The organism is Flavobacterium sp. H4147, assembly GCF_029360735.1.
Taxonomy (GTDB): Bacteria; Bacteroidota; Bacteroidia; order Flavobacteriales; family Flavobacteriaceae; genus Flavobacterium; species Flavobacterium endoglycinae.
Map to the genome: position 1 here is coordinate 1,096,362 of NZ_JARKNB010000001.1, position 23,219 is coordinate 1,119,580.

The 23,219-nt window shown below is 33.5% G+C and carries 26 protein-coding genes; all 26 read left to right on the forward strand.

Features of this window, described 5'->3' with window-relative positions; genetic code table 11:
* Positions 1 to 43 precede the first annotated feature (43 nt).
* The 26 genes from P2W75_RS04815 (at position 44) to P2W75_RS04940 (ending at position 23,215) form a co-directional block, all read left to right on the forward strand.
* A complete protein-coding gene (locus P2W75_RS04815) occupies positions 44 to 946 on the forward strand; it encodes a dialkylrecorsinol condensing enzyme DarA (protein ID WP_276379212.1) in 903 nt (300 codons plus the stop codon).
* A 14-nt stretch (positions 947 to 960) separates the two neighbouring features.
* Positions 961 to 2,094: a beta-ketoacyl-ACP synthase III gene (locus tag P2W75_RS04820; RefSeq protein WP_276379214.1), complete on the forward strand. Its 1,134-nt coding sequence runs from the start codon at positions 961 to 963 to the stop codon at positions 2,092 to 2,094.
* The gene (locus tag P2W75_RS04825; protein WP_207298369.1) at positions 2,094 to 2,522 is read left to right on the forward strand and encodes a hypothetical protein; all 429 of its coding nucleotides are present in this window, start codon (positions 2,094 to 2,096) and stop codon (positions 2,520 to 2,522) included. The genes P2W75_RS04820 and P2W75_RS04825 overlap by 1 nt, the downstream gene beginning before the upstream one ends.
* 62 nt (positions 2,523 to 2,584) lie before the next feature.
* Positions 2,585 to 2,992 carry an ABC transporter permease gene (locus tag P2W75_RS04830; RefSeq protein WP_207298684.1) on the forward strand — a complete coding sequence of 136 codons (408 nt, stop codon included), beginning with the start codon at positions 2,585 to 2,587 and terminating at the stop codon, positions 2,990 to 2,992.
* Positions 2,985 to 3,308, forward strand: coding sequence for a hypothetical protein (locus tag P2W75_RS04835; protein WP_276379215.1), 324 nt, complete (start codon positions 2,985 to 2,987; stop codon positions 3,306 to 3,308). Before P2W75_RS04830 ends, P2W75_RS04835 begins: the two co-directional genes overlap by 8 nt.
* A gap of 9 nt (positions 3,309 to 3,317) precedes the next feature.
* Complete coding sequence (locus P2W75_RS04840) at positions 3,318 to 3,722, forward strand: hypothetical protein (RefSeq protein WP_276379216.1); 405 nt, start codon at positions 3,318 to 3,320, stop codon at positions 3,720 to 3,722.
* The gene (locus P2W75_RS04845; protein WP_276379217.1) at positions 3,723 to 4,721 is read left to right on the forward strand and encodes a BtrH N-terminal domain-containing protein; all 999 of its coding nucleotides are present in this window, start codon (positions 3,723 to 3,725) and stop codon (positions 4,719 to 4,721) included.
* A 63-nt stretch (positions 4,722 to 4,784) separates the two neighbouring features.
* Positions 4,785 to 5,483, forward strand: a complete 699-nt coding sequence (locus P2W75_RS04850; protein WP_276379908.1) for an ABC transporter ATP-binding protein — start codon at positions 4,785 to 4,787, stop codon at positions 5,481 to 5,483.
* A 7-nt stretch (positions 5,484 to 5,490) separates the two neighbouring features.
* On the forward strand, positions 5,491 to 6,753 hold the full coding sequence (locus P2W75_RS04855) for an ABC transporter permease (RefSeq protein WP_276379219.1): 1,263 nt from the start codon (positions 5,491 to 5,493) through the stop codon (positions 6,751 to 6,753).
* On the forward strand, positions 6,728 to 7,177 hold the full coding sequence (locus P2W75_RS04860; protein ID WP_276379221.1) for a thioesterase family protein: 450 nt from the start codon (positions 6,728 to 6,730) through the stop codon (positions 7,175 to 7,177). Before P2W75_RS04855 ends, P2W75_RS04860 begins: the two co-directional genes overlap by 26 nt.
* A gap of 331 nt (positions 7,178 to 7,508) precedes the next feature.
* Entirely contained in the window at positions 7,509 to 8,648 is a 1,140-nt protein-coding gene (locus P2W75_RS04865; protein ID WP_276379223.1) for a beta-ketoacyl synthase N-terminal-like domain-containing protein, read from the forward strand.
* 1 nt (position 8,649) lies between these two features.
* Positions 8,650 to 9,255, forward strand: a complete 606-nt coding sequence (locus P2W75_RS04870) for a hypothetical protein (RefSeq protein ID WP_276379225.1) — start codon at positions 8,650 to 8,652, stop codon at positions 9,253 to 9,255.
* A gap of 9 nt (positions 9,256 to 9,264) precedes the next feature.
* Entirely contained in the window at positions 9,265 to 9,882 is a 618-nt protein-coding gene (locus P2W75_RS04875; protein WP_207298376.1) for a 3-oxoacyl-ACP synthase, read from the forward strand.
* A gap of 2 nt (positions 9,883 to 9,884) precedes the next feature.
* Positions 9,885 to 10,142, forward strand: a complete 258-nt coding sequence (locus P2W75_RS04880; protein ID WP_276379226.1) for a phosphopantetheine-binding protein — start codon at positions 9,885 to 9,887, stop codon at positions 10,140 to 10,142.
* Between the two features lie 138 nt (positions 10,143 to 10,280).
* Positions 10,281 to 11,480: a beta-ketoacyl-[acyl-carrier-protein] synthase family protein gene (locus tag P2W75_RS04885; protein ID WP_276379227.1), complete on the forward strand. Its 1,200-nt coding sequence runs from the start codon at positions 10,281 to 10,283 to the stop codon at positions 11,478 to 11,480.
* Entirely contained in the window at positions 11,480 to 12,544 is a 1,065-nt protein-coding gene (locus tag P2W75_RS04890; RefSeq protein WP_276379229.1) for a beta-ketoacyl synthase N-terminal-like domain-containing protein, read from the forward strand. The genes P2W75_RS04885 and P2W75_RS04890 overlap by 1 nt, the downstream gene beginning before the upstream one ends.
* 83 nt (positions 12,545 to 12,627) lie before the next feature.
* Positions 12,628 to 13,317: a polysaccharide deacetylase family protein gene (locus P2W75_RS04895; protein WP_276379231.1), complete on the forward strand. Its 690-nt coding sequence runs from the start codon at positions 12,628 to 12,630 to the stop codon at positions 13,315 to 13,317.
* Positions 13,307 to 13,939 (forward strand): outer membrane lipoprotein carrier protein LolA, encoded by a 633-nt coding sequence (locus tag P2W75_RS04900; RefSeq protein ID WP_207298380.1) that lies wholly within the window; start codon positions 13,307 to 13,309, stop codon positions 13,937 to 13,939. Before P2W75_RS04895 ends, P2W75_RS04900 begins: the two co-directional genes overlap by 11 nt.
* Positions 13,905 to 14,540 (forward strand): hypothetical protein, encoded by a 636-nt coding sequence (locus P2W75_RS04905; RefSeq protein WP_276379233.1) that lies wholly within the window; start codon positions 13,905 to 13,907, stop codon positions 14,538 to 14,540. Before P2W75_RS04900 ends, P2W75_RS04905 begins: the two co-directional genes overlap by 35 nt.
* 37 nt (positions 14,541 to 14,577) lie before the next feature.
* On the forward strand, positions 14,578 to 15,165 hold the full coding sequence (locus P2W75_RS04910) for a porin family protein (protein WP_207298382.1): 588 nt from the start codon (positions 14,578 to 14,580) through the stop codon (positions 15,163 to 15,165).
* A complete protein-coding gene (locus tag P2W75_RS04915; protein ID WP_276379235.1) occupies positions 15,165 to 15,779 on the forward strand; it encodes an outer membrane beta-barrel protein in 615 nt (204 codons plus the stop codon). The genes P2W75_RS04910 and P2W75_RS04915 overlap by 1 nt, the downstream gene beginning before the upstream one ends.
* Before the next feature lie 12 nt (positions 15,780 to 15,791).
* Complete coding sequence (locus tag P2W75_RS04920; RefSeq protein ID WP_207298384.1) at positions 15,792 to 16,163, forward strand: 3-hydroxyacyl-ACP dehydratase; 372 nt, start codon at positions 15,792 to 15,794, stop codon at positions 16,161 to 16,163.
* 2 nt (positions 16,164 to 16,165) lie between these two features.
* A complete protein-coding gene (locus tag P2W75_RS04925; RefSeq protein ID WP_207298385.1) occupies positions 16,166 to 16,651 on the forward strand; it encodes a hypothetical protein in 486 nt (161 codons plus the stop codon).
* 18 nt (positions 16,652 to 16,669) lie between these two features.
* On the forward strand, positions 16,670 to 17,854 hold the full coding sequence (locus P2W75_RS04930; RefSeq protein WP_276379238.1) for a DUF2062 domain-containing protein: 1,185 nt from the start codon (positions 16,670 to 16,672) through the stop codon (positions 17,852 to 17,854).
* Between the two features lie 163 nt (positions 17,855 to 18,017).
* Positions 18,018 to 21,698: a 1-acyl-sn-glycerol-3-phosphate acyltransferase gene (locus P2W75_RS04935; RefSeq protein ID WP_276379240.1), complete on the forward strand. Its 3,681-nt coding sequence runs from the start codon at positions 18,018 to 18,020 to the stop codon at positions 21,696 to 21,698.
* Positions 21,698 to 23,215: an NAD(P)/FAD-dependent oxidoreductase gene (locus P2W75_RS04940; RefSeq protein WP_276379241.1), complete on the forward strand. Its 1,518-nt coding sequence runs from the start codon at positions 21,698 to 21,700 to the stop codon at positions 23,213 to 23,215. Before P2W75_RS04935 ends, P2W75_RS04940 begins: the two co-directional genes overlap by 1 nt.
* Positions 23,216 to 23,219 lie beyond the last annotated feature (4 nt).

Consider the following 23,219-nt stretch of genomic DNA (forward strand, 5'->3'; position numbering starts at 1 on the left):
TAAATTTACTTACTTTTGCGAACCACCAAAGCCAAAAAACCTAATGAAAAATGTTCTCGTAATTTATTATTCTCAGTCAGGACAGTTAGAAACCATTGCACAAAACATCGCAAAACCATTTCTAAATTCTGAGAATGTAAAAGTAACATTTCACGAAATCCAATTGGAAAAACCTTTCCCGTTTCCGTGGAATAAGGATTCGTTTTTTGATGCCTTCCCGGAATCCTTTTTACAAATTCCAACAGCATTAAAACCTGTTCCTCAAGAAATTTTAAATACCAAATTCGATCTGATTTTATTTCATTATCAGGTATGGTATTTATCGCCTTCTATTCCTATTAACTCCTTCCTGAAAAGTGAAGAAGGAAAACAATTACTGAACAATACGCCAGTGGTTACCATAAGCGGCTCCAGAAATATGTGGATAATGGCGCAGGAAAAAATAAAAACGCTCCTTAAAGAAGCCAACGCACAATTGGTAGGAAATGTTGCTTTGGTAGATCGTGTTGGAAACCTTATTAGTGTTATTACAATTGTAGAGTGGATGTTCTCTGGAGTGAAGAAAAAATATCTGGGTATTTTTCCGCTTCCTGGAGTTTCAGATAAAGACATTCAAGAATCACCAAAATTTGGCGAAGTAATACTTTCAGAATTTGATCAGAATAATTTAAATCATTTACAGCCAAAATTGGTCGCAATTGACGCTGTTAAGATCAGCCCTTATTTAGTGACTGTTGACAAAACTGCTAATAAAATTTTCAATAAATGGTCAAATATCATTTATAAAAATCAAAAAAAACGAAAAACGCTTCTAAAAGTATTTAATGTTTATTTATTCCTTGCAATTTGGTTAATATCGCCAATAGTGTATATATTGCACCTTATTTCTTACCCCTTTAAGTTAAAAACCATAAAAAAAGAAACTCAATATTATCAAGGAGTTTAGAAGACGATTAGATTATGTTTGAAGTATACATTACAAAAGCTGCAAAATATTTGCCAAATGAAGCTGTTTCAAATGACGAAATGGAAGCATATTTAGGACTTATCAACGATACTGCCTCTAAAGCAAGACGTATTATTTTGCGCAATAACAAAATTACAAGCCGATATTATGCTGTTGATAAAAACGGAAAAAGCACCCATAGTAATGCCGAATTAACACGCAATGCTATTTTACCGTTATTCGACGAAAAATTTACGCCTCAGGATTTAGAAGTACTTTCATGCGGAACCTCAACTCCAGACATATTTCTTCCTTCTCACGCCGCAATGGTTCATGGTTTATTAAAAAATAAATCCGTAGAACTTAACTCTTCAACAGGAGTATGCTGTGCCGGAATGAATTCATTGAAATTTGGTTTTCTTTCGGTAAGATCTGGAAATTCTAAAAATGCAATCTGCACAGGATCAGAAAAAGTTTCGACCTGGCTGAATGCACAAAAATACAATCACGAAGCCGAAAATCTAAAAAATCTTGAAGAACAGCCAATTATTGCTTTCAAGAAAGATTTTTTACGCTGGATGCTTTCTGATGGAGCTGGTGCTTTATTATTAGAAAACCAGCCTAAAGGAGACATCTCGTTACGAATAGAATGGATGGAAGCTTTTTCGTATGCTTACGAATTAGAAACCTGCATGTATGCTGGAGGAGACAAACTTGAAAACGGTGAAATTAAAGGCTGGAGTGATTATGCTCCAGAACAATGGTTAAACGAATCGGTTTTCTCGATTAAACAAGACGTAAAATTATTAGATGAATTCATCCTTAGCAAAGGTGCAGAAAGCATGAAAGAGGCTATGGATAAAAACAACATCAAATCTGAAGATATCAATTATTTCATTCCTCACGTTTCCTCAAACTTCTTTGTGGAAGGACTAAAAAAAGGATTACACGAAAAAGGAATCGGAATGAATGATGAAAAATGGTTCATGAATCTTTCAAGAGTAGGAAATGTAGGCTCTGCTTCAATTTACCTGGCTTTAGAAGAATTAATGAATTCAGGAAACTTGAAAAAAGGAGAACACATTCTTTTATCAGTTCCTGAAAGCGGAAGATTCTCTTTCGCATATGCGTATTTAACTGTGTGCTAATGGAAGTGTTGCTTTTAGAAAAAAATGCTGTAGAAAATTTACTGCCTCAAAAGTTTCCTTTTGTAATGGTAGACAGCATGTTTTCGTATAGCGAAACCTCATTAGTTTCTGGTTTTAGTATCAAAAGCGACAATATTTTTTTTGAGGATGATACTTTTTTAGAAGCCGGTTTAATCGAGCACATGGCTCAATCTGTGGCATTACATACCGGCTATCAGTTTTTTTTAAAAAACGAAACTGCTCCAACAGGATACATAGGTTCTATAAAAGAAATTCAAATAAAAAAACTGCCAAAAATCAACGATTCGATTCAGTCAACGGTAACAATTCTTCAGGAATTTGCCGGAATCACTTTGGTAGATGTTGTGACAACATTAAATAATGAAGAAATCGCAAGCGGACAAATGAAAACTGTTTTAGCTAAATAATATAAAAATTGAATAAAGGAGTAGACATACAAAATTATCTGCCTCACCGAGCTCCTATGCTCATGGTAGACTTAATTCTAGATATAGATGCCAGTTTTGTTGAAACAACTTTTTTAATTACAGAAGACAATATTTTTGTTGAAAACCAGATTTTTAATGAAGCTGGTTTAATAGAAAATACGGCGCAGACCTGTTCGTCTATTGTTGGAAAAAAATATTTTTTTGACGAAAACGGAACAGAAAATGAGAACGTAAATGTAATAGGATTTATAAGCGCTTTAAAAAATGTAAAAATCCATTCGCTGCCAAAAGCGGGAGAAACCATAATTACCCGAGCCAATTTAGTTTCTAAATTCGCAGGCGACGATTACACTTTATGCACGATGAGCTGTCAAAGTTCTGTCGAAGACCAAATACTCTTAGAATGCGAAATAAACTTGTTTATTCAGAAAACAGTTTCAGTTGGATAATTATTTAAAACAAATCATTTTACATTTAACAATCCGCGTTGGAATTTTAGTTCTTTTACTCTCATTGGTTTACTTATTTTGGTATTTCACTTATGATCCTCATAAATATTGTGACGAAACCGGACACAAACATGTCGACGGAGGATTAGGATTATTCATTATTGGATTTCTAATAACACAGGCATTTTATGCAGGAATGCTGATTGAAATGATTTATTTATTTATAAAAAAACAACGAAACTTAGCTTTCGCAAACCTTGGGTTTTTAATAATTAGTTTATGTATAGCATTAGTCTTTATGTTTCTAATGAATTAAATTAGCAAAATGGAAAAAGATAAAGTACCACAAGACCAAAGCAACTTAACGAAAAACAACGTAAAAGAACTTTTGTATGCAACAGATGAAAACGGCGATTATACTACAACCTTAAGTTCAGGTTGGGAACCCAAAACAATTGCGCTTTCCAATTCTATTGACGAAATAAACGAGCGTATTGCCGATGCCAGACAACAAGTTGTAAATGGCGAAGCAAGTCCAATTCTGTATTTTATGGAAGTCAACAAAATGGATCTTACGATTTTATCAAGCTATGTGGGATTCTGGAAATGGCGTGTAAAAAGACATTTTAAACCCAGTGTTTTTGCCAAACTAAACGACAAAATCCTAAAAAAATATGCCGATACCTTTGAAGTATCAATCGAAGAATTAAAAAACAGCATTACCAAATAAATGGAATTAACTTTCACACATCATCAGTCTGCTCATTGCGAGAATGGAGTAGCGTCGAATCTGCTAAAAAACAGCGGACTAAACATCAGCGAACCGATGGTTTTTGGTATTGGCTCAGGATTATTTTTTGTGTATCTGCCTTTCATAAAAGTCAATTATGCACCCGCAATTAGTTATAGAACTTTGCCAGGACAGATTTTTAATAAAGTAGCCAACCGATTAAATTTAAAAATAAAAAGACAAAAATTTTCTTCTGTATCAAATGCCAATAAAGCTTTAGATGAGAATTTAAAAAATAATATTCCAACCGGTTTACAAGTTGGTGTGTATCATTTAAGTTATTTTCCTGATGAATACCGTTTTCATTTCAACGCTCACAATTTAGTCGTTTACGGAAAAACCGAAACCGATTATTTAGTAAGCGATCCTGTTATGGAAACTGTTACGACTCTAACACACGACGAATTAGACAAAGTGCGTTTCGCAAAAGGCGCTTTTGCACCACGCGGACAAATGTATTATCCTATTCAAGTTCCTGCTAATGTTGATTTAAAAAGCGCCATCATAAAAGGAATCAAAAATACGTGTCGGGATATGCTCGCGCCAATGCCAATTGTAGGTGTTCGCGGTATCAAATTTGTTTCCAAACAAATCAGAAAATGGCCAATAAAACACGGAACTAAAAAAGCCAATCATTATCTGGCACAAATGGTTCGTATGCAAGAAGAAATTGGAACTGGAGGCGGCGGTTTCCGTTTTATATATGCCGCATTTTTGCAGGAAGCTTCAGTAATTTTAGAAAATGAAGAACTGAAAGAACTTTCAAAAGAAATGACAAAAATTGGCGATTCATGGCGTGATTTTGCTGTTGAAGCGTCACGCATTTATAAAAACAGAAGTGCCAAAGAAGATGCCTACAACACTATTGCCGATGAACTTTTGGACATCGCTAACAGAGAAGAAATCTTTTTTAAAAAACTAAAAAAAGCGATCAGCTAAAAACCTATTTTGCAGTCTATCATTCAAATAGAATCCCTTTCGAAAAAGTACAAAAATGCAGAAATGTATTCTTTGAACAACGTTTCGCTAAACATAAACGAAGGTCAGATTTTCGGTTTATTAGGTCCAAACGGCGCCGGAAAAACAACTCTCATTTCCATGCTCTGCGGATTGGTAAAACCAACTTCGGGACATTTTAAAATTGATGGTTTAGACTATCAGCACAATTCCTCAAAAATTAAAAAAATAATTGGTGTTGTTCCTCAGGAATATGCCATTTACCCAACGCTAACCGCTAGAGAAAACCTGCATTATTTTGGAAGTATGTACGGTTTAAAAGGTTCTGATTTAAAAGATAAAGTAATCGAAACATTAGATCTTTTAGGTTTATTGAAATTTGCCGATAAACAAGTTCAGACTTTTTCGGGCGGAATGAAACGTCGTGTTAATCTAATTGCCGGAATTCTTCACAAACCAAAAGTATTATTTTTGGACGAACCAACTGTTGGTGTCGATGTGCATTCTAAAACAGCGATTATAGATTATTTAAAAGTTTTAAACGAAAGCGGTACTACTATTATTTATACATCACATCATTTGGCGGAAGCCGAAGATCTCTGCACTAATATTGCCATTTTAGATCAAGGTCAGATTTACGCACAAGACACCCCATCGGTGTTAATTGAATCTGTAAAAGATGCCCGAAATCTCGAAGATGTTTTTATTTCATTAACCGGAAAAGCTTTGAGAGATGATGTATAAAATTTGGATGTCAGTAGTAAAAGAATTCCTTTTGCTAAAAAGAGATTTGGGCGGATTAATTATTTTATTCATCATGCCTTTGGTTTTGGTTATCACCGTAACCTTAATTCAAGACAGCACTTTTAAAACCGTAACCGATTCTAAAATTCAAATTCTTTTAGTCGATAACGACAAAGGATCTGTTTCAAAAACAGTATTTGAAAATTTAGAAAAAAGCAATTTATTCAGCGTTGTTACACAAATTGACAACAAACCTGTTACAGAAGAAATCGCCAAAGAAAATGTTTACAAAGGTAAATTTCAATTAGCGATTATAATTCCAGAAAAATTAAGTTCTGATCTTCAGGCAAAAGTCGATCAGAATGTAGAAAAAATTGTAAGCAGTTTAGGTTTAACCGATAGCAGTTCCACAAAAGAACCTCAACGAATCATCAAAGAAAAAGAAGTAAAACTGTATTTTGATCCAGCGGTACAAATGAGTTTTAAAAATTCGGTTATGAGTTCAATTGACAAAATGATTTCGCAGATTGAGACCAAATCAATTTACACCACTTTCCAAAATCAGCTAGGAGGAACTTCTGATTTTGAACAGAAAAGCTTCATCACTTTCAAAGAAATAATTCCGAGAATCAACAACAAAGAAGTTCGTCCAAACTCGGTTCAGCATAATGTTCCGGCATGGACACTTTTTGCGATCTTTTTTATTGTCATTCCGCTATCCATTAATATTGTAAAAGAAAAATCACAAGGCACTTTTATCCGATTAAGAACCAATCCGGTTTCCAACTTAGTAGTTATAATTGGTAAAACCATCACCTACTCGATCATTTGTATGATTCAGTTTTATATGATGGTTGCCGTTGCCGTATTTTTATTTCCATCAATCGGACTGCCTTCTTTAAATATTGAAGGACATTTATTAATGATGAGTGTCGTCGCTTTATTTTCGGGTTTTGCAGCAATAGGTTTCGGAATCTTATTAGGAACAGTGGCCAATACACAAGAGCAATCTGCTCCGTTTGGTGCTACTAGTGTAATTATTTTAGCAGCAATTGGAGGCGTTTGGGTTCCTGTTTTTGCTATGCCAAAAATCATGCAGATTATTGCCAAATCATCTCCAATGAATTGGGGATTAGAAGCATTTTACGATGTATTACTCCGCAGTGTTTCCTTTCTTGAAATTATCCCAAAAATAAGTTTGTTATTTTTGTTTTTCATTATTACAACTTCCATCGCATTATTTTATGATAAAAAGAAAAGAGCAGTTTAACGAGGCTACAGACTTAACCGTTACACACGAAATCAGAATTCGTTTTAACGAAACAGATCCGCTTGGAATCGTTTGGCACGGAAACTATATAACCTATTTCGAAGATGGACGCGAAGCATTTGGGCGTGAACATGGACTTACATATTTGGATATTGCAGCAACAGGCTATACAACGCCAATCGTAAAATCAACTTGCGAACATAAATTATCACTTCGTTATGGAGATGTGGTAACGATAGAAACAACGGTTGTTGATACACCAGCGGCCAAAATGATTTATCGTTTTAAAATTACTGATGATAAAGGAGAAATTGCCTGCACAGGTGAAACCACGCAAGTTTTTTTAGATAAAGAAGGAAATTTAATGCTGACCAATCCGCCTTTTTATGAAGAGTGGAAACGAAAAGTAGGTTTATTGACATAACATATTTCCTGCAAGGTTTTCAAAACCTTGCAGGTATAAATTGAAACATTTAAATCTAAATTTACACATGCTATGTTTATTTAAACAAATGAAATACCTTTTTTAAGTAAGCAAAAACTATGTTTCTATGTGTTAAAATAAATATACCTACAAGGTTTTGAAAACCTTGCAGGTATAAATTGAAACATTTAAATCTAAATTTACACATAGCTATGTTTGTTTAAACAAATGAAATACCTTTTTTAAGTAAGCAAAAACTATGTTTCTATGTGTTAAAATAAATATACCTACAAGGTTTTGAAAACCTTGCAGGAGAAAATGAAAATATAAAATGATAAGAGAAATATACATTACCGAAACGAATTGTATCACGCCTTTAGGTTTTGATGTTCAATCGAACATTGAAGCAATTCTTCGCGGCGATTCTGGAATTCAGCTTCATAATGATGTTTCTTTGATGCCTAACTCATTTTATGCTTCAATAATAAGTGATGAAAATATAAATAGTGCTTTTTCCAAAATCAGCTCTGAGGAAAAATATTCCCGTTTAGAAAAAATGATGATTCTGGCTTTAGAGCCCATTATCAAAAATTCTAAAGTTGAGTTAAACTCAAAAACCGCTTTTATACTTTCTACCACGAAAGGAAATGTAACAGCTTTACAAAACCATTCTGAAGAAAGTTTTAACAACGCACATTTAGATGTTTTGGCAAAAAACGTTGCTGATTTTTTCGGATTTCAAACACAGCCAATTGTAGTTTCAAATGCTTGTGTTTCTGGAATTTTAGCAGTTTCTGTTGCGAAAAGAATGATTCAGTCCGAACTTTATGATAATATTTTTGTTGTGGCCGGCGACGAAGTTTCAGAATTTGTTTTGTCTGGTTTTAATGCTTTTCAGGCAATGAGCGAACTGCCTTGCAAACCGTATTCTAAAAATAGAACCGGTGTCAGTTTAGGCGAAGCAACGGCAGCGGTTTTGGTTTCGGCGGAAGCCAAAAATGCCAAAATAAAAGTCATTGGCGACAGTTCAATAAACGACGCGAATCATATTTCTGGACCTTCAAGAACGGGCGAAGGTTTGTTTAGAAGTATTCAGAATGCTTTGAAAGAAGCTCAAATTGGCGCCAACAAATTAGATTATATTTCAGCACACGGAACGGCAACGCCATATAACGACGAAATGGAAGCCATTGCTTTAAATCGTTTAGATTTACAACATGTTCCCGTTAATAGTTTAAAAGGATTTTATGGTCATACTTTGGGCGCTTCTGGATTATTAGAAACCGTAATCGCGATAGAATCTGCTAATCAAAATACACTTTTTGAATCAAAAGGTTTTGACGAAATCGGCGTAAGCGAAACCATCAATGTAATTGAGAAGAGCGAAGAAAAGAATATTCAATATTTCCTGAAAACAGCTTCTGGTTTTGGAGGCTGTAATACGGCTGTGGTTTTTGAGAAAGTGAATTAACATGAAACTATCAAAATTCATATTTATAACTCTAGTTCTTCTTTCATCTTTTGGATGTAAGAAGAAAGAAGTGTCTGAATCTGATTTTGAAAAAGAGGTTTTAAATAGCGTCTTTGTCGAAATAGTAGATTCTATTTATATGGATAGACGGATTATTTTGCCACCGCCAAAATTTAATCCGAAAACTAATAAAGCGGATACAATTGGTAATTCTAAAGAACTAAAATTATTTTGGCATCGTCAAGACAGTATTAAAAAAGATACTGCTCGAATATTAATAGGCGTTCATGACTATGTAGTAAATAATAAAATCAGAAATGAAAAATTTGATTTAACACCCTTTAAAAACAATAAAAAATTCGATTTTCAATATACATCCAAATTCCCTAATGAATTAACCTGGATTATTGATGATTATAAGAGTGGAATGCCTGTTGGCACAATTGAAATTTCCAATATTAAGTTTAATAAAGACAAAAACTCAGGAATTATTGAAGCAACTGCTTCATGCGGGGGCGGAAAATGTGGAAGAGGATTTGAAATTACAATTGAAAATAAATCGGGAAAATGGCATATCATAAAAGTTTTTCAAACTTGGGTTTCTTAAATTAAAAAAATGACTCAAAACAAAACCAACATACAATCCTACATCAAAATCGAAAACAACGAAATTGTTCTCAACGGAACTTCTGTATTCAAAATTGAACCAACTGATTTTGCAGATTTTGCCAAACAAGCCTATCGTAATTTTGAAATGCAGTATCCAAAGTTTTTCAAAATGGATGCTTTGAGCAAACTGGCTTTTTTAGGATCAGAACTGCTTTTGAGTCCGATTACCTCAACAGAACAAGAAAATAATATCGCTTTGGTTTTGGCAAATAAATCATCCAGTTTAGATACCGATGTAAAATATCAGGAATCCATTTCAGACAAAGAAAATTATTTTCCGAGTCCGGCAGTTTTTGTTTATACGCTGCCAAATATTTGTTTGGGCGAAATAAGTATACGACATCAGCTGAAAAGTGAAAATTCTTTTTTTATATTTGATGCTTTCAATGCCGAATTTTTGTCGAACTATTCGGAGATTTTGTTAAACACAAATAAGGCAGACACCGTTTTATGCGGATGGGTAGAATTTTTTAATGACAGTTATAAAGCTTTTCTTTGCACCATAAATACCGAAGAAAATACAAAATATAAAAACGAAACAATCAATACATTATACAATAAATAATCATGGAAGCATTAAAAGAAGAATTAAAAAACAAAATCATTACTACTTTAAACCTTGAAGATATCGAAGTTGAAGACATTGCAGATAACGATCCTTTGTTTGGTGACGGTTTAGGTTTAGACTCAATTGATGCACTTGAATTGATTGTGATTTTAGATAAAGATTACGGAATTAAATTAGTTGATCCGAAAGAAGGAAAATCTATTTTCCAATCTATCGAAACTATGGCGGCTTACATAAGCGCAAATAGAACAAAATAATTGTAGATTTTAGATTGCAGATTTTAGATTTCTACTGAAACTTAAAATCTGAATTTTTAAAAATCTGTCAACTTTGTCAAAGTTTAAAAATTTGACAAAGTTCAAGAAAATCTAAAATCATAAATCTAAAAATCTAAAATGACAAGAGGTGTTGCTATAACGGGAATGGGAATAATCTCTGCAATCGGGAATTCGGTTGAGGAGAATTACATTTCACTGATTGAAAATAAAATCGGTGTTTCTCATATTCAAAATATTTCGACTGTTCATGCAGATGTAATCAAGGTTGGCGAAATCAAAAAAACCAACAATGAACTTATCAATGAACTGCATTTAAATGAGGATAATAATTTCTCCCGAACCGCTATGATTGGCACTTTGGCAGCAAAACAAGCTGTTGAAAATGCAGGCATTACCTCTATCAATGAATTTAGAACCGGACTTATTTCGGCTACCAGCGTAGGCGGAATGGATATGACGGAGAAACATTACTACGATTATTTCGAAAAACCAGAACTAGTTAAGTACATTACCTGTCATGACGGTGGTGATGTTGCCGAAAAAATTGCTGAAGAATTAGGTTTAAAAGGAATGGTTTCTACTATTAGTACCGCTTGTTCTTCTGCAGCCAATTCGATTATGCTCGGCGCAAGATTAATCAAAACCGGGAAATTAGATCGTGTAATCGTGGGAGGTGCCGATGCCTTGGCAAAATTCACCATCAACGGATTTAAGACTTTGATGATTTTATCAGACGATTATAACAAACCTTTCGATAATAACAGAAAAGGATTAAATCTTGGAGAAGCTGCTGCATTTTTGGTTTTAGAATCAGATGAAATTGTAGCCAAACAAAACAAAAAAGTCTTGGCAAGAGTTTCTGGTTACGGAAATGCAAACGATGCTTTTCACCAAACCGCTTCTTCAGAAAATGGAGACGGTGCTTATCTGGCAATGAAAAAAGCGTTTGAAGTTTCGGGATTAAAACCTTCTGAAATTGATTATATCAATGTACACGGAACCGCAACGCCAAACAATGATTTATCTGAAGGAAGAGCTTTACTCCGAATTTACGAAGACGAAAAAGTGCCTGATTTCAGTTCTACAAAACCATTTACCGGACATACTTTAGCCGCAGCAGCTGCGATTGAAGCCGTTTATAGTGTTTTGGCCATTCAAAATAATGTGGTATATCCGAATTTAAATTTCGAAACTCAAATGGAAGAATTTAATTTGACGCCGCAGACTTCTTTAAAAAATAAAAATATCGAACACGTTTTATCTAACTCTTTTGGTTTTGGAGGAAATTGTTCAACCCTTATATTTTCAAAAAGCTAATGACAAAAAAAACATATATAAATGGAGTAGGCTGTATTTCGACTCAAAAAACATTTAATACTGTTTTTTTAGAAGAAGCACATGTAAATCACGACAATAATGTATTGGCAATTGTTGCGCCGGATTATAAAGAATATATTTCTCCTGCTGCAAGCCGTAGGATGGCAAAAGGTGTAAAAAACGGAATAGTAGCTTCGGCACTGGCCATGAAAGATGCTGCAGCAGAAAACGTTGATGCCATTATTACCGGAACAGGTTTAGGATGTATCGAAGATTCTGAAAAATTCCTGAAAAGTATTTTAGATAATAAAGAAGAATTCCTTACCCCAACTTCTTTTATTCAATCAACTCACAATACTGTTGGTGCGCAAATTGCACTTTTACAGCAGTGTAAAGGCTATAACTTTACGTATGTAAATGGAGCTGTTTCTTTTGAATCGGCACTTATAGATGCTAAAATGCAGATTGAAGAAGACGAAGTCCAGTCGGTTTTAGTAGGCGGTGTCGATGAAAACGGCGATTATACCACTGCTCTTTTCAAATTAAATGGACGTATTAAACAAGACAATCATGCGCCTTATGATGTTTTAACTTCTAAAACAAGCGGTGCTGTTTATGGAGAAGGTGCCAGCTTTTTTGTTTTAGAAAACGAAAGAAAAACAAATACGTATGCCGAACTTTTAGATGTTTACATCATTAATACACTAGCAGAAAACGAAGTTGAAACTGAAATGAAATCTTTTCTAAAATTAAATAATTTAGAAGTTTCAGATATTGATGCTGTGATTTTAGGTTTTGATGGAAATGTCGATTTCGAAAATTATTATAAAAATATAGCTGAAAATACTTTCGCCCAAACGCCTGTTTTGTATTACAAACATTTAAGCGGTGAATATGACACGGCTTCGGCTTTTGCTTTTTGGACAGCCTCAAAAATTTTAAAAACACAGGAAATTCCTGAAATCATAAAAGTAAATCAGATTTCAAAACCTGCTTACAAAACCATTTTGTTATACAACCAATTAAACGGAAAAAATCATAGTTTTACGCTGCTGTCAAAATGATAACGCATAAAAACATATCGATATTTTTTATCTTTATCTTACTGATTCTAAACCTTATTAATCTTTATGTAACGATAAATTTTTTGTGGTTTTTAGGAATCATTTTACTTTGGATTGGCATAAATGCAATTGGATCTTCCCTAATTTCTTCCAATTATCATGTAAAAGCCTATTGCAATAATTCATCAGAAACAGAAAAAAAAATAGCCATTACATTTGATGACGGACCTAGCGTTTATACTTTGGAAGTGTTACAGCTTCTGAAAAAACACAACGCAAAAGCCACTTTTTTCTGCATTGGAAAAAATATTGAAACACATCCTGAAATTCTAAAACAAATTATCGACGACGGTCATTTGGCTGGAAATCACTCGTACAGTCATTCCAAATTTTTTGATTTTTACAATCAAGATAAAATCCACAAGGAAATCATAAAAACAGATCAGCTTCTGGAACAGTTCACTCCCGGAAAAATAAACTTCTTTCGTCCGCCTTACGGAGTTACAACACCATCGATTAGAAGAGCGTTAAAAGTTACCGGACACAAAACAATTGGCTGGAATATTCGTTCTCTTGACGGGGGAACAAAAAATCAGGAATTAATTTTAAACCGAATAATTAAACGTGTTTCTCCTGGCGGAATTGTACTTTTGCATGATACAGGAGCACATTCTGTTTTGGTCTTGGAACAGTTTTTGCAATTTTTGCAGCAGAACAATTATCAGGTCGTTTCGATCGAAGAACTTTTGAATCTTAAAGCTTATGCAAACTAAAATATATCAATTTTTATTTTTAATTCTTTGCAGTTTCAATGTATCGGCACAAGAACAAAAAATGACAGCGGCAGAAATATCTCAATTTAAAGAAGATGTAAATGTGGTGGCGAAAAAAATCAAAACTTTAAGTACTGATTTTGTTCAGTACAAACATTTGGATTTTTTATCAAAAGATATTGAAACCTCTGGAAAAATGGTTTTTAAAGAACCTGCACTTTTGCAATGGCAGTATAAAAAACCATACAACTACAGCATTACTTTTAAAAACGGAAAAATCCTGATTAACGACGAAGGAAAGAAAAGCGCTGTTGATATTGGCGACAGTAAAATCTTCGCCCGAATCAACAAATTAATCGTAGGAAGCGTAAGCGGGAATATGTTTGATGATAAAGAATTTACGATTTCATATTTTAAATTGAAAGGTCAGAATCTGGCAAAATTTATTCCGAAAGATGCGACGCTTAAAAAATACATCAAACAAATTGAACTGACTTTTGATAAAGAAGAAGCAACTGTGGTTCAGGTAAAACTATTAGAATCATCTGAAGATTATACCCGAATTGTACTTAAAAATAAAGTAATCAATGCAAAAATCGACGATTCAGTTTTTACTAATTAATTGCTTTCTGGCAATTGTTTTAATTTCTTGCGGCTCGGTCTCAAAAAATTATACGCCTAAAAAATTAGACAAAACGTCTTATACCGTTCCTTATTTTACTGATTCAAAAACCGATTATGTTTACAAAACCAACATCAGCGTTTACGGAAATGAATTGACTGGAATTTTTATTGCCAAGAAAATAAACGACACCACACACCGAATTGTTTTTACGACGGAATTCGGAAATAAATTAATGGATTTTGAAATTTCTGAAAACGATTTTAAAGTCAACTCAATTGTTTCAGAATTAGACCGTAAAATATTAATCAATACTTTAAGAGAAGATTTTCGTCTTCTTCTAAAAAAAGAATATTTGATTCAGGAACAATTTGAAAACGAATCGGCAGATATTTATAAATCAGCAGATGGAAAACGTGATAACTTTATATTTATCTCTAAAAAAGATCAAAAATTAGAAAAGATCGTTCACGCTTCTAAAACAAAAGAAAAATTTACACTATTTTTCAACTCAGAAAACGATATTTTTGCTGAGAAAATTCAAATTATTCACCAAAATATAAAGCTTAAAATTGAGCTGAATTATTTTAAAACAGAATAGAAATTTAAACTAACCATAAAATTAAACTAATCAAAAGATGAAAAAAATAACGTTAATTGCATTCATTCTATTTATTGGAATTAAATCTCAAGCACAAGTAAAAGTGAGTCCTGGACTTAGAGGAGGTTTGAATTTTTCGACATTAACCAATATCGATGATAATAGAAGTAAAACCGATTTTTATGTGGGTGGCTTAGTAAACATTAGATTTAATAAATATTTTTCGTTACAGCCTGAAATTACATATTCAAGACAAGGTGATGAAGGAAGATATTTTGAAAACGGCCGTTATTATTCTGAAAAGTATGAATTAAATTACCTGACACTTGGTGCGGTTGCAAAATATCATTTTGGAGGAAAAGGTTTTCATATTTTAGCTGGACCATCTTTAGATATAAAAGTTAGTGATAATTATATCAATACCAATCCTGAAGGTTTTGACCTTGCAATTGTTGGAGGTGTTGGTTATACACTGCCAAATGGACTAACGTTTGAAGCTAGAATTAAACAAGGATTAATCGATATTTACGGTTACGACGGTATTGATAACGATTACTACTACGATGATGTAATCTTAAATCAAGTTTTTCAAATTGGTATTAGCTATACTTTTAAAACAAGATAATGCAGTGTAAAAAATCAGCACATATTTTATTTGTTTTTTTTGCTATTATAAAACTCCAAGCTCAGGATTTTAAACCAGGCTTACGAGGCGGTTTGTCATTATCGACTATTTCAGAAATGCACGCCAATTACAAACCTGATTTTTATTTTGGAGGTTTTGGAGAAATCAATTTGACAAAAAAATATGCGCTTCAGCCCGAAATAAATTACGTAAGACAAGGATCTAATAATGTCGCAAGAAATTATACAGATCCTGATACGAATACTGAAAGAATAGAACATCTGGATTTAAAACTAGAATATCTATCGCTTTCAATGATCAATAAATTTACATTCGGACAAGGTTTTCAGGTTTTATTCGGGCCCTCTCTGGATATTCGCCTAAATGATAATTTAGTACTCAGAAAAAATTATAATGATTTCGCATTTGTTGCAGGACTTGGGTATCGCATGCCTTCTGGTCTTGCTTTTGAGGCCCGTTTTAAAAAAGGATTTTTAGATATTCTAGACAGCGATTATTATCATAATGACACAAATAGTCATTATCTCTTTGGCGATTACAATACAAATATCAATTTTCAAATAGGTATTTCGTACTCATTTGATACGAAATAAAAAAACAAAATTATGGTTCTAAAAGACTTTTACGAAGTAATTTCACAAGAAAAAACTGGCGATTCTAAATTTAAAATTCGTATATTAGTTAATGCCAATCATGAGGTTTTTAAAGGTCATTTTCCTGGAAACCCAATTATGCCGGGCGTTTGCATGATTCAAATTATTAAAGAATTGACAGAAACAATTACTGAAAGTTCATTGATGATCCAGACTTTGTCTAACGTAAAATTCATGGCATTGATTAATCCGGAAATCAATCCGGAGCTTCTTTTGGAACTTGACATTATAACCACAGAAGATGATTTGGTAAAGGTGAAAAACACCACATATTTTAACGAAACCACAGCTTTGAAATTAAGCAATGTGTATAAAAAATTATAATTATGAAATTACTAGTATCATTATTCCTATGGATCAATTTTGCCGCGACTCCAGATTTGGCATCGATCCGAAAAATTTATCCTGATGTTGCAAAATCAGAAACCAATGCGAAAGAATTTACAGAAAAACTTTCGAGCATTTCTAACAACGACGAAAAAATCCTTGTCGCTTACAAAGCCGCTTCAATTTTAGTAGATTCTAAATTTGAGAAGAAACTAGGTGAAAAAATCGAGCGTTTTAAAGAAGGAGCAAAACTTCTGGAAGCAACCATCAAAAGCGACCCAAGCAATATCGAAATGAGAATGATCAGACTGAGTATTCAGGAAGATGTTCCAGGCATTACGGGTTATAAAAAAAATATTAAAGAAGATAAAAAATTCATCACAACGTATTATGCGGCGCAAAGTGGTGCTTTAAAAGAATACCTAAAAGAATTTGTTTTACAATCTAAAAGCTTCTCTGAGAAAGAGAAACATTTTGTGAAGTAAACACACGAAAATTTCCAAATGAAACCTACTTTATCAAGGCAAGAACTGCTTCATTCAATATCATTCTGCGTTATTGTTCCCACATACAATAATCAAAAAACATTGAAAAGAGTGCTGGATTCTGTTTTAGATTTCACGTCAAATATCATCATTGTCAATGACGGTTCTACTGATGAAACGGGTGACATTTTAAAACAATATTCGCAGCTGACTCAAATTCATCATCCCAAAAATATGGGAAAAGGAAGAGCGCTGCGAAATGGTTTTAGAAAAGCCATTGAACAAAATTTCGAATATGCCATCACGATAGATTCTGACGGCCAGCATTTCGCTTCTGATATCCCAGTTTTTTTAGAAGAAATTTACAATCAACCCAATTCTCTTTTAATTGGAAGCCGAAACATGACACAAGAAAATGTGCCGAGAAAAAGCAGTTTCGGAAATAAATTTTCTAATTTTTGGTTTAAGTTCGAAACGGGAATCGCGCTTGAAGACACACAATCTGGTTTTAGATTATATCCTTTGAAATTAATCCCAAAACGATTTTACACTAATAAATTTGAGTTTGAAATTGAAGTAATCGTGCGATCGGCATGGAAAGGAATTCCAGTTAAAAATGTTCCCGTTCAAGTTTTGTACGATCCAGCAGAAAGGGTTTCTCATTTTCGTCCCTTTCAAGATTTTACCCGAATCAGTATTCTTAATACCGTTTTGGTAACCAATACCTTATTATATATTAAGCCTCGCGATTTCTTTCGGCGAGCAAAAAAAAAAGGTTTTAAAAAATTCTTTTTAGAAGATATTTTAGAAAGCAACGATTCTAATTTCATAAAATCAGCTTCGATTGCTTTAGGAATTTTTATCGGAATTTCGCCTTTTTGGGGATTCCAGACTATACTCCTTTTTACTTTCGCAGCTTTATTCAGGCTTAACAAAGTAATCGCTTTCTTGTCATCAAATGTAAGCTTTCCTCCTTTTATTCCGCTTGTAATTTATGGTTCTTTAAAAACAGGAAGTCTGTTTATATCCAGCGACGCCCCATTAATATTAGATAGTTCAGCCACACTCGACGATATTCAAAAAAATGCTGCACAATATATCGTCGGAAGTCTTATTTTAGCAACCGTTTTAGCACTATCAGCTGGATTGGTAAGTTATGCACTTTTAAGCGTTTTTAGTTCTAAGAATAAACCAAATATTTAAGTTAAGTTTGCCACAGATTAAAAGGATTAAAATGATTTTTACATCCAGTTTGTCAGACTGATCGAAGTCGAAGCCCCCGTTCAATTGGAACGTTCCTTCGACTTCGCTCAGGGTAATAAACTAATGCTAATCTTTTAATCTCTGGTAAAAAATAATAAAAATCATGCATCAATACTTTTACGCCATTCATTTATTTGTAACCCGAAGAAAATCCCTTTCGGTTCTACTGGCTTTTTTGATGCTTTTAGTTTTTGGATTTTTTGCTTCGCAGATTAAGTTTGAAGAAGATATTACCAAACTTATTCCGGCAAATGACAAAGCCGATGCCACAGCAAAAGTTTTAAAACAACTTAATTTTGCTGATAAAACAACCGTTATTTTTACTCTCGAAAAAAACGGATCTGCCGAGGATTTAAAAGAAATGGCTTCCATTTTTTCAGACAGCGTTTCTAAATCTTGCAAACCATATATCTCAGGAATCCAGGGAAAAATCGACGAAGAAAATATTCAGGAAACCATTGATTTTGTTTACAATAATCTGCCTTTATTTCTAGACGATAAAGATTATGAAGCAATCGAAAACAAACTCCAGAAAGACAGTATCGAAGCAACCGTTCAAGGAAATTACAAATCGATTATTTCTCCTTCAGGATTTATTACCAAAGATTTTATTTTACAAGATCCGCTTGGGATTTCTTTCATTACTTTAAAAAAATTACAGCAATTAAACATTGGCGATGATTTTACGCTTGACAATGGTTTTGTCATGACCAAAGACAAAAAGAAATTACTTCTTTTTATCACGTCTGATATATCATCGAGTGAAACTGAAAAAAACAGCATTTTTGCCGAAAAGCTAAAATCGATTCAAGAAAATTTAAATACACAATTTAAAGGAAAAACATCTGTAAGCTATTTTGGTTCTGCCCTGATTGCTGCCGCCAATGCGAAACAAATTAAAAGCGATATTGTTTTAACAACTTCAATCGCGATGTTTACCTTAATGCTGATCCTGATTTTGTTTTACAGAAAAGTATTGATTCCATTAATTATTTTTCTTCCAACCGTTTTTGGAGGTTTATTTGCCGTTGCCTTTTTGTATTTTGTAAAAGAACAAATCTCAGCAATTTCACTCGGTATTGGCTCTATTTTATTAGGAATCACAATCGATTACTCCATTCATATTCTTACGCATTACAAACATAACAGCGACGTAAAAACTTTGTATAAAGACATTACAATGCCGGTTATTATGAGCAGTTCAACAACTGCGGTTGCTTTTTTATGTCTGCTTTTTGTAAAATCTGATGCGTTAAATGATCTCGGAATTTTCGCTGCGGTCATCGTTATGGCTTCGGCAATTTTCTCTCTTTTGATTGTTCCTCATTTGTACAAACCAAAAGAAAATCCAGCCGATCATAAGAAAAATGTCATTGATAAAATGGCGCATTTTTCATTTCACAATAATAAATTCCTAATCGGTTTTTGCATAATCATTACCATCATCTGCTGTTTTACTTATAATGATGTTGGTTTCAACAACGATTTATCACAGTTGAATTTTGTCCCAAAAGACATTAAAGCTGCCGAAAAACAATTAGAAGAAAGCACTAGTTTAACTTCAAAAACCATTTATGTTGCCGCTTATGGAAAAAGCATGGAAGAAGTACTGCAAAATAACAGCCGGCTTTTTACCGATTTATCTGCGGCAAAACAACAGAACAAAATTTTGAATTTCAGCTCTGTGGGAGGAATTGTGCTTTCTCAAAAAGAGCAGCAGCAAAAGATTGAAAAATGGAATTCATTCTGGAACACTCAGAAAAAACAATTTCTAAAATCAGAATTAATTGCCGAAGGTTCTAAGCTAGGATTTAAACCGACAACCTACTCTCAATTTTTCGATCATTTAGATATTGATTTTAAACCTGTTTCAGCCCACGATTATTTAAAAATTCAGGCGCTTCAGTTAAAAGAATTCATAACCGAAAAAAATGGTTTTTATACCATTTCAACTTTAGTAAAAGTATCTCCTGAACAGCGCGACGCTTTTGTAAAATCGGCTTCTGCAAAAGAAAATCTCATTGCGATTGACCGCCAGCAGATGAACGAAACTTTTTTCAGCACTTTAAAAACCGATTTTAATTCACTTGTAAATTATTCTTTTGTAGCTGTAATTCTGATTTTGTTTTTCTTTTTCAGAAGAATCGAATTGGTCATTATCAGCTGTATTCCAATTGCTTTAACGGGAATTGTAACGGCAGGAATTATGGGCATTTTTGGCATTCAAATGAATATTTTCAGTATGATTGTCTGCACGCTGATTTTTGGCCACGGAGTTGATTTCAGTATTTTCATGACCAGTGCTTTACAAAAAGAATACACTAACGGAAAAAATGAAATTGCCATTTACAGAACGTCAATTATTCTAGCAGTAATTACCACCATTCTGGGAATTGGCGCAATGATTTTTGCCAAACATCCGGCGCTGACTTCTATTTCATCGGTTTCATTAATCGGGGTTTTTGCTGCCTTGATTATCACTTTCATTTTTTATCCAATTCTCTTCAAATTATTTTTGTCGAATCGTCCTAAAAAAGGAAATCCTCCGTTTAAACTGCGAACTTTTATTCATGGTGTAATTTCGTTTGCGTATTATGGTTTGGGCGGAATTGTAATGTCGGTTTTCAGTTTTACGCTAATGCCAATTCTTCCGCTGAGCGCAAAAACAAAAATGAAGGGCTTTAGATATGTGGTTTCCAAATTGATGAAAACAGTATTGCATTCAAACCCTTTTCTTCACAAAAAAATCATCAATACTTATAATGAAACTTTTGAAAAACCAGCCGTAATTATTGCCAATCATTCTTCGTTTATCGATATTTTGGCAATTGGAATGTTAAGTCCAAAAATCATTTTTCTAGTAAGTGATTGGGTGTACAACTCTCCTATTTTTGGAGGCATTGTTAGAAAAGCTGGTTTTTATCCCGTTTCGGAAGGAATAGAAGATGGTGTTGAACATTTGCGTAAAAAAGTAAATGAAGGATATTCGTTAATGGTTTTCCCAGAAGGAACACGTTCTGAAAACAACGTTATTAAAAGATTTCATAAAGGCGCGTTCTTTTTAGCCGAAGAATTTAAACTGGATATTATTCCCATTGTCATTCATGGAGCTTCAGAAGCAATTCCTAAAGGTGATTTTGTCATTCACAAAAGCCAGCTTACACTTACTATTTTAGAAAGAATAACTCCAGAAAATCTTTCGTTTGGAAATAATTATGCCGAAAGAACCAAACAAATCAGTTCGTTCTTCAAAGCAGAATACCGCAAAATTCGTCAGGAACTCGAAGGTCCTGAATATTTCAAAAAAATGCTCATCAACAGTTACGATTATAAAGAAATTGAAATTGGCGACAGCGTCAAAAAAGATTTAAAACAAAATCTAGAAACCTATTATAATCTAAACAAATACATTAATCCGAAAGCCAAAATACTTCATTTAGGCAATGATTACGGACAGTTAGATGTGTTATTAACTTTGCAGGAAGCACAGCGAAAAGTATTTTCTTTTATTGATGATGAAGAAAAAATGCTGGTGGCCAAAACAAATTATTTCTTAAAAAAGAGAAAAATCGTGTATTTGGATCAACTAGAATCTGCATTTGAAAATCAATATGAAGTACTTTTAATTTCAGACGAAATTTTTAAAGATAAGATTGAAAAAGTTATTTCAACTATTCCATCAGTAATTTTGGTGAATTCTCCAGCCTTAAAAAGTCAGTTAATCAGCGCTGGTTTTGAAATAGTTTCTGAAGAAGATAATCTAATTGTTTTGAAGAAAAAATAATGAAAGCACAATACGATGTAGTGATTATTGGCAGTGGTTTAGGCGGATTAGTTTCGTCTATCATTTTGGCTAAAGAAGGCTACAGCGTTTGTGTACTCGAAAAAAACAATCAATACGGAGGAAATCTCCAGACTTTTGTTCGCGACAAAACAATTTTCGATACGGGAATTCATTACATCGGGGGTTTAGAAAAAGGACAAAATCTCTACAAATATTTCAAATATCTGGGCATTATCGATCAGCTGCATCTTAAAAAATTAGATGAAGATCGTTTCGATATCATTTCTTTTGAAAATGATCCAAACGAATATCCACATGCTCAAGGCTATGAAAATTTTGTAAAACAGCTTGCTTATTTTTTTCCTGACGAAAAAGAAAATCTCACCAATTATTGCAAAAAATTACAGCAAACCTGTGATGCATTTCCTCTTTATAATTTAAACTGGGAAGGAAAATACGATACCGAAATTCTGGAACAAAACGCAAAAGAAATCATTGACTCCTGTACAGAAAATGAAACGCTGAAAGCTGTTCTGGCGGGTTCAAATTTTCTGTACGCCGGAATTCCAGATAAATCGCCTTTTTATGTTCATGCGCTTTCGATCAACTCTTATATTCAGAGTTCGTGGCGATGCATTAACGGCGGGAGCCAGATTACCAAGCAACTTTTAAAACAGCTGAAAAAATACGGCGGGGAATTTTATAAATACAAAGAAGCTACCCGTTTCAATGTTGAAGATAATAAAGTTGTTTCGGTTGATTTAAAAGATGGAACACAAGTTTCAGGTTCACTTTTTATTTCGAATATTGAACCTAAAACAACTTTAAAAATGGCAGGCGAAGCAAACTTTCGAAAAGTCTTTTTTAATCGTATTCAAGATCTCGAAGATGTAATTTCGGCTTTTAGTTTGTACATCGTTTTTAAACCCGAAAGTTTCAAATATATCAATCATAATTTTTATCATTTCAAGAATAGTTCTAATGTCTGGACGGCTCAGGATTACGATGAAAATTCATGGCCAAAAAGTTATATGGCTTCGATGAATGCTTCTAAAAAAGAAGAAATCTGGGCAGAAGGCATGACTTTTTTAACCTACATGAAATACAAAGATGTTGAACCTTGGGCCGATACTTTTAATACAACTGCCGAAGAAAGCGACCGTGGTGAAAGTTACAGGGAATTTAAAAACCGAAAAGCTGCTAAATTTTTGGATGAAATCGAAATCAAATTTCCAGGAATCAAGAACTGTATAAAGTCGGTTCATACTTCTACTCCATTATCGTATCGCGATTATATTGGCGGACACAACGGAAATATGTACGGATATGTTAAAGATTCTAATAATCCCATGAAAACGATGATTCCGTTAAAAACTAAGCTGGAAAATCTGTATCTTACGGGCCAAAGTACCAACATGCACGGCGTTCTAGGCGTTACGATTGGAGCCGTAAATACGTGCTCAGAAATTATTGGAAGAGAATATCTGGTCACTAAAATTAATAAGGAATCTGAATAAACAA